This window comes from Sphingobacterium sp. SYP-B4668, from assembly GCF_027627455.1.
GTDB lineage: Bacteria > Bacteroidota > Bacteroidia > Sphingobacteriales > Sphingobacteriaceae > Sphingobacterium.
Genome location: NZ_CP115483.1, coordinates 2,305,985 through 2,320,308 on the forward strand (window position 1 = coordinate 2,305,985; position 14,324 = coordinate 2,320,308).

The 14,324-nt window shown below is 42.6% G+C and carries 7 protein-coding genes; all 7 read left to right on the top strand.

The genetic code is table 11. The features are described from left to right. The first annotated feature begins 9 nt into the window (after nucleotides 1–9). The 7 genes from OQ289_RS09750 (at nucleotide 10) to OQ289_RS09780 (ending at nucleotide 14,306) form a co-directional block, all read left to right on the top strand. The gene (locus tag OQ289_RS09750) at nucleotides 10–2,361 is read left to right on the top strand and encodes a GH92 family glycosyl hydrolase (RefSeq protein ID WP_270090542.1); all 2,352 of its coding nucleotides are present in this window, start codon (nucleotides 10–12) and stop codon (nucleotides 2,359–2,361) included. Nucleotides 2,362–2,365: 4 nt separating this feature from the next. Continuing rightward, nucleotides 2,366–5,437: a galactose-binding domain-containing protein gene (locus OQ289_RS09755; protein ID WP_270090543.1), complete on the top strand. Its 3,072-nt coding sequence runs from the start codon at nucleotides 2,366–2,368 to the stop codon at nucleotides 5,435–5,437. Between the two features lie 11 nt (nucleotides 5,438–5,448). Then, nucleotides 5,449–7,755, top strand: a complete 2,307-nt coding sequence (locus OQ289_RS09760; RefSeq protein ID WP_270090544.1) for a GH92 family glycosyl hydrolase — start codon at nucleotides 5,449–5,451, stop codon at nucleotides 7,753–7,755. Nucleotides 7,756–7,894: 139 nt separating this feature from the next. Beyond that, a complete protein-coding gene (locus tag OQ289_RS09765; RefSeq protein ID WP_270090545.1) occupies nucleotides 7,895–9,697 on the top strand; it encodes a RagB/SusD family nutrient uptake outer membrane protein in 1,803 nt (600 codons plus the stop codon). Nucleotides 9,698–9,708: 11 nt separating this feature from the next. Next, complete coding sequence (locus OQ289_RS09770) at nucleotides 9,709–10,152, top strand: DUF5004 domain-containing protein (protein WP_270090546.1); 444 nt, start codon at nucleotides 9,709–9,711, stop codon at nucleotides 10,150–10,152. Between the two features lie 5 nt (nucleotides 10,153–10,157). Continuing rightward, complete coding sequence (locus tag OQ289_RS09775; protein ID WP_270090547.1) at nucleotides 10,158–11,150, top strand: DUF4961 domain-containing protein; 993 nt, start codon at nucleotides 10,158–10,160, stop codon at nucleotides 11,148–11,150. A 45-nt stretch (nucleotides 11,151–11,195) separates the two neighbouring features. Beyond that, nucleotides 11,196–14,306, top strand: a complete 3,111-nt coding sequence (locus tag OQ289_RS09780; protein ID WP_270090871.1) for a SusC/RagA family TonB-linked outer membrane protein — start codon at nucleotides 11,196–11,198, stop codon at nucleotides 14,304–14,306. Nucleotides 14,307–14,324 lie beyond the last annotated feature (18 nt).

Below are 14,324 nucleotides of genomic sequence, written 5' to 3' on the forward strand. Positions count from 1 at the left end.
TTAAAGCAAATGCTAAACAAAATTATATTATATACGTTACCCTCCCTTGTCTTGTTTTTGGGCTCGTGCGCAGTCAAGAGCAACCGAGATAATTTCCAACCTAGCACCTATGTAAATCCATTTATTGGAGCGAGTACTAGTGTAGGGGCTGCAGAGGTATATCACGGTTTAGGAAAGACTTTTCCTGGGGCTGCGACTCCTTTTGGTATGGTGCAAGTTAGCCCCAATACGATTACTGGCGGTGATAATAGTCCTGGTTATAGCCATGAACATCGGACAATAGAAGGATTTGCTTTTACCCAAATGAGTGGAGTGGGATGGTTTGGAGATTTGGGAAATTTTTTGGTAATGCCCACCACTGGTGAATTAAAGATTATAGCGGGTAAAGAAGACGGTAGTATCGAGGGTTATCGATCCTCGTACAATAAAGAGACAGAGCATGCAGAAGCAGGTTACTACGCGGTAGAGTTATTGGATTACGATGTTAAGGTAGAAGCCACTGCTGCTGCGCACAGCGGCATGTTGAAATTTACATATCCGGAAAACAAATCGTCCCGTATCCAGATTGACCTTGCGCGTAGAGTGGGCGGAACGTCCACAGAACAGTACGTGACTAAGATAGATTCGCATACCATCAAAGGCTGGATGAAATGTACACCAGACGGTGGAGGATGGGGCAATGGCGACGGCAAAGCGAATTATACGATTTATTTTTATGCTCGTTTTAGTAAACCTTTAGATCGTTACGGATTTTGGCGCGCTGATATTCCTGATGATTGGGTTCGGAAACGTGATGAAGTGGTGAGTATCCCCTATTTAAAACGAGTTGAACAAGCCGAAGTACAAAGAGAAGGAACAACGCAACAGGGTAAACATTTAGGGTTTTTTTCGGAGTTCGAAACCAAGCAGGACGAAGTCGTCACCTTGCAAGTCGGAATCTCGTTTGTCGACATGGAGGGAGCTGAGCGAAATTTAAAAGCAGAAATAGATGGAAAGGACTTCGAACGTGTTCGTCAGGAGGCTCGTCAATCTTGGGACAAGGAGTTGGCGCGAATCGCTATCAAAGGAGGTACGGAAGAGCAAAAGACAATTTACTATACAGCTTTGTACCATACGATGATAGACCCTCGAACCTACACTGATGTAGATGGTCGCTATCGAGGTGGTGACTTGATGGTACATGGTAATGCGGGTTTTACAAAACGTACGATTTTCAGCGGATGGGATGTTTTCCGTAGTCAGTTTCCATTGCAGACTATTATCAACCCTAGGTTAGTGAGCGATCAACTCAACTCTCTTATCAGCATGGCGGATGAATCTGGGAAAGAATACTATGAACGATGGGAGCTTTTAAATGCCTATTCAGGTTGTATGATTGGTAACCCCGCATTGTCAGTGCTTACTGACGCTTATGTGAAAGGTATTCGAGATTATGATGTCGAGAAAGCCTACCTGTACGCTAAAAATACCTCTAAGTTGTTCGGGAATGATAAGTTGGGTTATACAGGTCCTCCTTTCAGTATTTCCAATACTTTGGAGTATGGATATACAGACTGGTGTATCGCCGTATTGGCAAAGCAGCTTGGTAAGGAAGACGAAGCTAATCTCTATGAGAGAAAAGGACAAGCCTATCGCCAAATTTTCGACACAGAAAAAGGATGGTTTCGTCCCCGGAAGGAGAACGGGTCTTGGGAAGCCTGGCCGCAAGAAGGTCGCATTAAAGAGTGGTATGGAACGATGGAATCAAATCCCTATCAACAAGGTTGGTTTGTGCCGCATGACATACCTGGTATGGTTGCCCTTATGGGGGGACGTGAAAAGGTTTTGGCTGATTTGACCGATTTTTTTGCCAAAACGCCCGAAAGCTTATTGTGGAATGATTATTATAATCATGCCAATGAACCGGTGCATTTGGTTCCCTTTCTTTTTAATCATTTAGGAGCACCCTGGATGACTCAAAAATGGACACGTCATATATGTGATAAAGCCTATAAGAATACCGTAGAAGGCATAGTGGGCAATGAGGATGTTGGACAGATGTCGGCCTGGTATGTCTTAAGTGCATCCGGGATTCATCCTTCTTGTCCAGGTAGTACGCGCTATGAGATTACCAGTCCTGTATTTGATGAGATTGCCTTCTCACTAGACAGAGATTATTTTTCAGGAAAACAGTTTATTATCAAAGCCCATCATAATTCAGCCACGAATATTTATATCGAGAAGGCCATGTTAAATGGTAAGCCTTATAACAAGTGTTATTTGGACTTTAACGATATAGCCACTGGAGGGAAGTTGGAATTATTCATGACAGATCAACCCAATAAAGAATGGGGACTTGAAGAAGTAAAAGACAATTTATAAACGGATGAGAAGAGTAACCATTTTATTGCTGTATTTTGTACTGGGGAGTTTTTTTGCCATGGGTCAGCTCAGACACATGTCTTTGAACAGCAGCAACTCTAATATAGTCTGGGAGGTAAAACCCCAAGCCGAAATTGCGTCTACTGGATACGAAATATCCCTTCCAAACTTTAAGCTGGATGGTGCAGTGAAAGGCGTGGTGCCAGGTGTCGTATTTACGGCCTATGTAGACGCAAAGTTGGTTCCTGATCCCAATTTTGCAGACAATATACATCGTGTAGACGAGCGCAATTTCAATCGTCCTTTTTGGTATCGAACTACCTTTCGTATTCCTGCCGATTACAAACCTGATCAACGTCTTTGGTTGCAGTTTGATAATACTAATCGATATGCTGATTTTTATTTAAATGGCGTGAAACTGTCAGGTACAGCTGGGTCAACTAAGGATGTTAGCGGCCACATGCTTCGTACGAAATATGACATTAGTCGACTAATAGTTGCTGGACAGGAGAACGCGATAGCTGTATTGATTACAGATGCCGACCAGAAAAAAACTCGTGATGCCAAGGATCCTTTTGGTGTTGTAGCCAGCCCCACCTATTTATCGGCTGCAAGCTGGGATTGGATGCCCTATGTACCAGGTCGATTGGCAGGCATCACAGGAAATGTCTCGCTAAATACCACGGGCGACATTACCTTGGAGGATCCGTGGGTCAGGTCAGAATTGGAATCCAATGAGATTGCTTATCTCTTCGTGTCTACCGAACTCAAAAACTCTAGCAGTACTGATAGGGAGGTCGAATTGTCGGGCGTCATTCAACCTGGTAATGTTCATTTCAGCAAAAAGGTAAAAGTAGCTGCTAATAGCAAAATAAAGGTATACCTGAGTAAAGAGGAAATTAAAGAATTTGTGCTTCGTAATCCTAAATTATGGTGGCCTAATGGATATGGCGAACCTAATCTATATAATTGCACATTGAGCTGTAGTTATGATGGACAACCGTCGGATCGTCGAGAGATTAGTTTTGGAATCCGTAAATACGAGTATCAGTATGTAACCAACAAAGCAGGGTGGCCTGTGTTGACCTTCTTCATTAATGGGCAAAAAATATTCTTAAAAGGTGGTAATTGGGGTATGAGCGAGTATTTACTTCGTTGCCATGGCGAAGAATATGAGACGAAGATTAAGCTACATAAGGATATGAACTACAACATGATCCGACTTTGGACAGGTACGGTAACGGATGATGAGTTTTATACCTATTGCGATCGTTACGGTATTATGGTCTGGGACGACTTTTGGCTCTATGTGGCCTATAATGATGTTGCGGACGAAGAGGATTTCAAAGCAAATGCACTAGACAAAGTCAAGCGGTTACGCAATCATCCGAGCATTGCCATTTGGTGTGGGGCGAATGAGACGCGACCTAAACCCGAATTGGATAATTACCTACGCTCAATCATTGCTTTGGAGGACCATAATGATCGTTTATATAAATCAAGTTCTAATCAAGATGGGCTCTCAGGAAGTGGGTGGTGGGGCAATCAGCCTCCAAAGCATCATTTTGAGAGTTCAGGTAGTAATTTAGCATGGAATGACCCTGCATATCCATATGGGTCTGATAGAGGATATGGGTTGCGTACTGAGATTGGAACTGCAACTTTTCCAAACTATGAAAGTGTAAGGGCTTTTATCCCAGCGGATAAGTTATGGCCATTGCCGACAGATCATCAATTGGAGACGGATGATGACAATGTTTGGAATAAGCATTATTTTGGGAAAGAGGCGTCTAATGCCAGTCCCATTCGATATAAACATGCTGTCAATACGCAATTTGGCCAGTCCGATAATTTAGAATCTTTTTGTGAGAAAGCCCAGTATCTGAACATTGAAGTAATGAAAGGTATGTATGAGGCGTGGAATGACAAAATGTGGGACGATGCTACCGGGATGTTGATTTGGATGAGTCAGTCAGCTTATCCTTCATTTGTATGGCAGACTTATGATTATTATTATGATGCGACAGGAGCGTATTGGGGAGCAAAGCAAGCTTGCGAACCTTTGCACATTCAGTGGAATGCTTCCAACAACAGTGTCAAAGGTATTAACAGCAGTTCTAAACCGTTAATTGGAGCTTATGCAACTGCTCGAGTGTACAATCTAGCGGGACAAGAGCTTCCGCTTTATGGCGCATCTGTAAAGCTGGACATCCCGGCAAGTGAAAGGAAGGAGGCTTTTCGACTAAATTTTAATCAGGGAAACCTAGCTTTCGGAAAAGCAGCCTACTCTTCATCGGCCCAAATGAATGGCAAAGCCGAATTCGTGACCGATGGAGCTAGTGCTAGTCGATGGGAAAGTAATCCTAACGATCAGGAGTGGATTTATGTTGATCTTGAAAAAAAGCAGATTTTACACACACTCCGTGTGAGGTGGGAACAAGCGCATGCAGCGACCTATTTGGTACAAGTCTCTAATGACGCTAAAAATTGGCGTACGATTGAACACGTTAAAAAATCAAAAGGCGGGGTAGAGGATATTTCCTTAAAAGGAGTGAAGGCCAGGTTCGTAAAGATAGTAGGGACAGAACGTGCGACTGAGTTTGGATTTTCCATTTTTGAATTGGAAGTATATGGCAAGCGACAAGCAGCAACGGGGCTCTCTCTCTTGCACTTTATAAAATTGCAGTTGAAAGACAGCCTAGGGACACTCATTTCAGAAAATTTCTACTGGCGTAACGGTGAACAGGATTTGGATTATACCGCGTTGAATGCTTTACCAGCAGCGAAATTATCTTTTGAAATCATCCCTGGAACAGAGGTCGGAGTTCCACAAGTACGGATTAAAAATCAAGGGAGAACGATATCGTTTGGAAATCGGTTACGATTAGAAAATAGCGCTACCCGAGAGCGGATTTTGCCGGTACTTTTTTCCGAAAACTATTTCAGTTTGATGCCAGGAGAGGAGAAAATAATCAATATAGCCGGAGTAGCTAGAGCCCAGTTGGTACAGGCGTCACTTTTATGGAAGCAATATGGCCATTCCGAACACGATGTCCTTCACCTTAAGAATCAATAGAAATATTCATCATGACAACTCAAATTATGTATCGAATTAAAACAAGCATTTTATCCTGTATCGTAGGTATTTTGTTACCGATAGGTCTTTGTCAAGGGCAGGAGGTCAATCTCGTGAAATACGTTAATACCCTGCAAGGAACGGATTCAGAATGGTCTCTTTCTTATGGCAATACATATCCAACGGTAGGTCTCCCTTTTGGGGTGCATTTTTTCTCCGCACAGACAGGAAAGAACGGGGATGGCTGGAAGTATCAATACAAGGCGAATACGATAAGGGGGTTTCAACAGGTACACCAATGTAGTCCTTGGATGGGCGACTATGCCGTTTTTTCCTTGATGCCTGCTCTCGGCGAGCTAAAAGTACAGGAAGATGCGCGGGCATTGCCTTTTTCACATCAAAATGAGATAGCCAAACCAAACTACTATTCAGTCAAATTTGATAATGGTGTGCAAGCAGAAGTAAGTCCTGTAGAACGCGGCGGGCATATGCGATTCAGCTTCCCGAAACGCGAAAAGGCATATCTGATACTGGATGGATTTTTGAAAGACAGCGAGGTAACGATTCTCCCCGACGAGCGTAAGATAATCGGCTACGTCAATAACGGTAGATTTGTCCCGGAGAATTTTAAGAATTATTTTGTGTTGGTATTTGATCAAGATTTTAAAGCTTATGGTACTTGGGAGAATATCAATAATACACAACACGGAAATCAGGTCCATGCACGAGGGAAAGGAGTGGGTGCCTATTTGGAATTCAAGCCTGGTACGAAGGTAGAAGTGAAGATTGCATCTTCTTACATCAATCAGGAACAAGCTGAACGCAATTTCCGTCAGGAGTTGGAAGGTAACGGTAATTTTGAGACTACAAAAAAGAAAGCTTTTGATATCTGGAACGCTCTGTTAAATAGGGTACTTGTAGAGGGTGGGACAGAAGCCGAGAAAGCAACTTTCTATTCTTGCCTGTTTCGCGCAAATTTGTTCTCCCGAAAATTTTATGAAGTAGATGCACAGGGAAATCCTTACTACTTCAGTCCGTATGATGGCAAGGTCCATCAAGGGTATATGTATACTGATAATGGTTTTTGGGATACCTTTAGAGCCCAGTTTCCGTTGAGCAATATCTTGCACCGGGAGTTGCAAGGGCGTTATATGGAATCTTTGCTCGCTGCACAGAAACAAGCGGGGTTCTTCCCGACTTGGTCCAACCCAGGAATGTCTGGTGTCATGATCGGCAACCATGCTATTTCGTTATTGACAGATGCTTGGGCTAAGGGTATCCATACGTTCGATCCAGATAGCGCCTTGAATGCCTACTACCACGAGACTACCAATAAAGGTTTTTGGGGAGGGTCGAACGGACGTCAGGGCTGGAAAGATTATTTTACCAAAGGATATATCCCTTACGCAGAAGATTTACATGAGAGTACGGCTAAAACTTTGGAGTATGCATATGACGATTTTTGTGCTTACCAATTAGCCCATATGACGGGAAATACATTCTATAAGAATATATACGCTCGACAGATGTATAACTATAAAAATGTATTCGATTCGAGTGTAAACTTTGTAAGAGGTCGCCTACCTAATGGCGATTGGATGCCTGATTTTGATCCAGTGGAGTGGGGTGGAGCTTTTACAGAAGCCAATGCTTGGCAGTATACCTGGTCGGTCATGCATGATATCAATGGATTGATAAACTTGATTGGGGGTGAAGAAAGGTTCAATGCCAAACTTGATTCATTCTTCACGATGGAACAGAGCATTAAATACGGGTCTTACAAGCAGGAAATCCATGAAATGCGGGAAATGTTATTGGCCAAAATGGGGCAGTATGCGCATGGAAATCAACCGACACAACACGTCTCTTACCTATACAATTTTAGTGGTCAACCTTGGAAATCTCAAAAGCAAGTGCGGATGGTAACCTCGCAACTGTATAATGCTACTGAGAGAGGATATCCTGGTGACGAAGACCAAGGGCAAATGTCATCTTGGTATGTACTCAGTGCTTTGGGAATTTACAGTGTTTGTCCAGGTACAGATCAGTATGTGATTGGCAGTCCTGTATTTGAAAAAGCAACCGTAACACTTGAAAATGGCAAACGCTTCGTCGTCTATGCCAAAAATAATAGTCCTAAGCATGTATACATACAGACTGCTCGGCTGAATGGTGTACCATATGACAAGAATTTTATTACCTATTCTGATATCCTGAATGGAGGTGTATTAGAACTTGAAATGGGAGAAAGACCCAATTATACCAGAGGCGTGGCTCTTGAAGCGAGACCTTTTTCTTTAAGTAAAATAACAGAGTAATGACGATAAGATATAGGTGTATAGATGACGGGTTATGGAATGCGATGGGGCTGCTTGTCCATCAACAAGGTGGGCCATAGAAAACGAGAGCGCATGGCCACAGTTAGCGGCCACTCGACGATGCAATTAACAATTTTAAATGTCAACATTCCAACTGAATCAAAAACGAACCATTTATAGTAAGCCGTTGGAATATCCAATTATAAATCAAATTATGAACAAGCGATTCTTTATTTATATAGCTTTTGCTATTCTGATTATTCTGTCTTGTAGTAAGCAAGGATTTCTGGATCAAACAAAGTCATCAGATTTGAATGAACAGGTTGTCTTTTCAGACAGTGCGTATACGATTAATTTTTTGTCCAGTATTTACAACGATATTGGATTTGTGACTTGGCCGAAGCGATTTGGAGGGGGAGGACTAGATGCGAGTACTGATGAAGCGGAAGGTGCAGGCCTGGGAAGCATCAATACATTTATACAATTCGCAACTGGTACGGTCAATTCCAATATGATTACCCGAGATGCTTGGTCTACGAGTTATACCAATATTCGACGGGCAAATATCATGTTGAAAAATTTGCCAAATGCGAAATTTGGAGATGATATAAAAGTGAGGGTAAAAGCCGAAAGTCGCTTTTTAAGAGCCTATTATTATTTCGTCTTATTGGAGCACTATGCCGGTATTCCGCTATTGGGAGACAGTGTATTTAACGCTAGTAGTACGATTCCTTCTAAACGTAATACGTTTCCCGAATGCGTGGAATATATCGTGCAGGAATGTGAAGCCGCTGCAGAAGATTTGCCTTGGATCCATAGTGGTGAGAATTATGGCCGCATTAACAAGGCCGCCTGTTATGGACTTAAGTCTCGCTTGTTGTTGTACGCGGCCAGCCCATTGTTTAACGGACAGGGGATGGCTAGCGATGGCCCTCTACAAGCTGTAGTGGCGTACCCAGATATGGATAAGAGTCGTTGGGAACGAGCGGAGCATGCTGCTGTCCAAGTGATGGAATCGGGCATATATACCTTACATCAAGGAAATAGTAACGAACCCGGTTACGGCTTTTATCAAGTGTTCCAATTACGTAAAAATTCAGAATATCTATTGGCTCGGATGCAAAATACCAATCGTGATTTAGAGGGCATTTGGAATCCGCCTACCTTTGGGGTGACCAATCCCGGGGCGTATCCTTATTTGGAGACAGTTAATGCTTTCGGAATGAAAAATGGCCTACCCATTGATGATCCTAGCTCGGGCTATGATCCCAATCAACCTTATAAAGACCGCGACCCTCGTTTCGCAAACAGCATTACGAGAGACCAGTCTTTGGTATTTCATCGGGATGGGCTTGCGAGACGTCCTGTCAATATCTACATTGACAAAACTAATCCAAGTAACGTAGTGTCGAGTCAAGATGCTATTTATAAAGGGACACCAACAGGCTACTACACCTATAAGATGGTGAACAGAGACGTAGGGGCCGACTGGTTCAATACCGTGACTCCCCGTTGTATGCCTATCATACGTTATGCGGAGATATTACTAAATTATGCCGAGGCCCGTAATGAACACTTGGCTGCGCCTGATCAAAAAGTATATGAGGCGGTAGAGAGTATCCGGTCAAGAGCTGGATTGTCTCCCTATGCATTATCCCCTGGGCTTTCTCAGCAGGAAATGCGTGAGATTATTCAAAATGAACGTCAAAAAGAGTTAGCCTTCGAGGGGCATCGTTTTTTTGATGTGCGACGCTGGAAAATTGCAGAAACGATGGAAAGTCGTCAAATGCATGGTACTGAACCCGTTCGTACTGCCGCCGGAACCAGCTATAATACGATAAACGTGCGTAAACGTGTGTTTGACAAGCGGATGTACCTGTGGCCAATTCCACAATCGGAGGTGGCCAAATCTATTGATTTAATACAAAATCCTGGTTATTAATAATACACAAGATGAAGATAAAGATATTAGCACCATTGGTGTTTGGAATCATGAGTTTATTGACCTTGTCATCCTGTGAAGATGAGATGGCCAAAGTTACAAATGAAGAGTCCATAAAAGACATTACCGGCAATTGGAAAGTCGTTCAGCTAATCCGTAATGGTGAAGACTTAAGTAAGCGGATGGAAGTCAAAGATTTCCAAATCAATTTTAATACTGATGGTACATATACACTGGCGGAGCAACTTCCCTTTGTCGTAGATGCTTCTGGGCGATATATGTTTAATGATCCGCAGTTCCCCTTTAGTTTGATTTTGAGGCCCGAAGGAGAGGAGAAAGAGGTAGCAGTCAAGTTTCAGTTCCCGGTCGTTGCAGGCAAACGACAGCTTAGTTTAAGCTTCAGTCTAGGATGTAGTAGCAACAGTTATCAATTTAATTTTGAACGCCAAAACTAATACACATGAAAAGTTCATTTCAAAAAATATATTATCTGTATCTATTCACAGGCGTCCTAGCGATTTTCTTGTTGGTGCAATGTGGACTCAAATCATTAACGGTAACTGTACCTACACGTGCCAATGTTGGCGAACGTGTGACCTTTACCATGCACAGTGGTGCCGAACCGCGTATTGCCGGTGATGGGAATAGCTATACAACACAACTATTGGCTGGTATAATGGTGCCCAAAAGCTGGAATGCACGTAAGAATGCCGTACTGACCTTCACTAGCCCCAAGGGCAATGGAAGCCTACGTATGATTGCAGATTCGGAGATTGAGCCAGTCTCAGGACTCAATTGGCATCAAGCTGCCAAGAAGATGTTTGGTATAGGTCCTAATTTGATTGATGACTTCGAATGGATCGTTTACAGGAGTGTACAATCATATACGTTTGTTAATAACGAAGATATAGATTTTGACGTCAAAGTCGACTGCCCAGTCGGAGAAGAGAATATGTTGGTGAGTCTTGGCTTTTATGTAGGGTCTTCTATCGAAAATCTGCGACTTGAAGATACAGATTATAAGAAGTATACATTTTCAGAGGCATTTGAAGTTACTGGTGGAGATGGAGACGTGATAGACTTTGTCAATCCGCAATTGGGAACTGTTCAGCCCGTCAAAAGTCTCGATAATGACATCATTACTCTGACCTTTGATGCCGGTGTAACTGCTACCGTGTTGGATGGGGAAAATGATATCTACCTGGAAGTTAGTGCATTTGATTCTCAGGACAAACTGATTGGTCAAATTAAGGAAAAAACAGCTACTACAAAGTTGAAGGCCATTGGTGGTAAGCGATATTTGCTAGATCTATGGCCGCGCGGATACTTTGGTCTAAAGAAAGGAACAAGTATTTCTCGTTTGACGTATTTCTACACGGATAAAACGGGGACAAAAGTTGTTGGATATGGAAACACTAACGAGCCGTTCAAATATACATTCCGTTGTGACTAACAGGATGTAAGATAGACCGAGTAAAAAAACCTAATTAACTTGAATATGTTGAATCATGCTATAAAAAAATATGCAATAAGTATGCTCCTCATGTGTGCAGGCGGTACTATTGCCCAAGCGAATACTTTTTCATCGATAGAGAATAAATCGACGTATTATACAGTGCAGAGAACGGGACCTATTCGGGTACTGGACGAGCACGGCAAACCTTTGGAAGGCGCCAATATCTATTCACAGCAACAATTGCTACTCGGCACAACAGATGAGGAGGGAAAGAGCGAGATTGCGTTTACGGATGCCGAAATGAAGATACTGATTTCTTATCCCGGGTATTATACCAAGACGATTAAGATAAATGGGGTTACGACAGTTTCGTTGACTCCTCATTATCTGGCACAGGACTCATTGGTAAATGTCCTATACGATAAGCGTCAAAAAAATAGCTTGTTGGGGTCGGTTGCTGTGGTTTATAACAGTCAACTGAAAGGCACCCCAACACCGTTGTACTTGAATGCTTTGACTGGTAGACTACCAGGATTTTATACTCAAGAGACGAATGGTTTTCGCACGCCCCGATCTACGGCTATTACTTCTTTAGATTTGGCAGGTTCGTTACCCACTAATGCAACTAAATATAGTTCGAGCATCAGTGACAATACAGAGGTAGCCTTTCATTTACGTGGACAGAATCCTGTCACTATCATTGATGGTGTACAGCGTGAAATTTATTCCATAGATCCTGAAAGCATTGAATCGATAACAGTTGCCAAAGACGCGTTGTCATCGCTCTTGTTGGGACAACGGAGCTCGCGAGGTGTGCTACAGATAACGACAAAAAAAGGAAGACCAGGACCTCCACGGATATCATTCACCGCTCAACACGGGCTACAAAATGCATTGAAGCAGCCCAAACCCTTGGAGGCTGGTCAATATGCTTACCTCTACAATGAAGCACTTTTGAATAGCGGTCGTCAACCTATCTATACTCAAGAAGACTTTGACGCTTTCCAAAACGGAACTTCACCATTGATCTACCCCAATGTGAATTGGTACGATGCAGTACTTCGGGATAATAATCCGATTAGTAGGTATAATCTGGGCGTAAATGGAGGGATTAAAAATGCTCGTTATGCCTTTTCACTTAGCTACTTAAGGCAAGATGGAATGTTTAAATCATCTGATGAGTTTGATTACGAGACCAATTTAAATCAGGGTAGGTATTTGATCAATAGTGCAATTGATGTGGATGTGAACAGTGATTTTACCATTGGTTTACAGCTTTTTGGACGTATTCAGGATGGGCGTCAGCCAGGTGCGGGAAGCCAAAATATACTCCAATCGCTATATAGTACTCCTAATAATGCCTATCCAATCTTTAACAACGATGGTTCTTATGGGGGATCGTCAGTATATCGAACCAATCTTTATCAACAAGTGACAGGATCTGGATATTTATTAGACAATACACGTGACCTGTTGGCTAATCTGGATTTACACTATAAGTTTGATAAATGGTTGCCCGGTTTGTATGCAAAAGGAAAGGTCAACGTATCGGCGACATCGTCAAGTTTTATCGACCGTAACCGCAAGCAACCTGTCTATGACGTCCGTTACAACGATCAAGGTGAGTTGGTATATGTGCGTTACGGTACTATAGCTGATCAACCGAATTCGTTTGCGAGTACGTCAACGGCTAACTTTTTCTATTTTCAAGCGGCATTGGGCTATGATAAGCAAATCGATGGGAACCATAAGGTCGGAGCTAAATTGTTTTTTGATCGGCAAAATGCGAATTATCAATTTGATTTACCGGCCACTTATACCAATATGGCGGCTACAGCTGATTATGTTTATAAACAGAAATATTTCGCAGAGTTGGCAATCAACTATTCTGGCTTTAACCGTTTTCAACCGGGACGTCGATATGGTTTATTTTATGCTGTAGGACTTGGTTGGGATGTTGCACGAGAAGATTTTCTTCGAGATCAGTCCGACTGGTTAGACCAATTGAAATTTCGTGCTGTGTATGGTCGTACAGGTAATACCAATGAGGGGGCGCTGGGTTATTATAGCTGGCGAGCCTCATATGGACAGGATGGTAACAACGGATACAATTTTGGTTCAGAATATTCATACGTGAATAGTATTGCTGAAAAAGGATTGGCAAATATTGATGCAACTTGGGAGAAAGGTGATAAATTCAACCTTGGACTAGATGCATCTTTTTGGAAGTCTAAGGTTACGCTATCTGCTGAATACTTTCGGGATAACTATTTTGATTTGCTACAACAGCGCGGATCGACCATTGATTTGATAGGTATTGGTTATCCGAATGAGAATATCGGAAAAAATTTATATGTAGGTCAGGAGTTAAGTGTTAGCTATCAAAATCGATTGGAGAGCTTCAACTATTTCATCACTGCCAATGCCTCCCGTATGAAGACGGAGGTACGATATATGAACGAGGTTTTCCAAAAGTACGAATGGAATCGTCGTACGGGTATGCCAGTGGGGCAGACTTTTGGGTATCTAGCAAATGGTCTGATTCAAACTCAGGAAGAGGCGAATGCAGCCCCACGTTTAGATGGTGATGCGGTGCAGCCAGGTGATGTACGGTTGATTGATTTAAATGGTGATGGTCTCATCAATATTTACGATCAAACGGCTATTGGCAATATCGATCCAATCATATACTATGGGGCTACACTAGGTTTCAATTATTCAGGTTTCGATTTCAGCATACTCTTTCAAGGGGTAGCCAATCGAAGCTACCAACAGACGGACTATTCATTTGGTACTAGTGGCGACGGACAGGGGTACGATTTCCTTCTAGGACGTTGGACACCAGAGACCAGCACTACTGCGACTTATCCAAGACTTACAATAGGGCCTGACCCGACCAATACACCAAATTTCAACAATTCAAGTTATTGGACACGTTCGGGCGATTATCTACGCATTCGCAATGTAGATTTGGGTTATACCTTACCCGCCATCATTACCCGGAAGATTAATGTGTCTACTCTACGAATTTTTGCAAATGCCCAAAACCTATTTACAACTACTCCCTATAGCAGACTGGATCCAGAAATCAATGGAAACGGTGCATATCCAGCACAACGAACTATCAGCTTGGGTGTCAACATCAAATTATAGACCTTAGTCACTACAAAT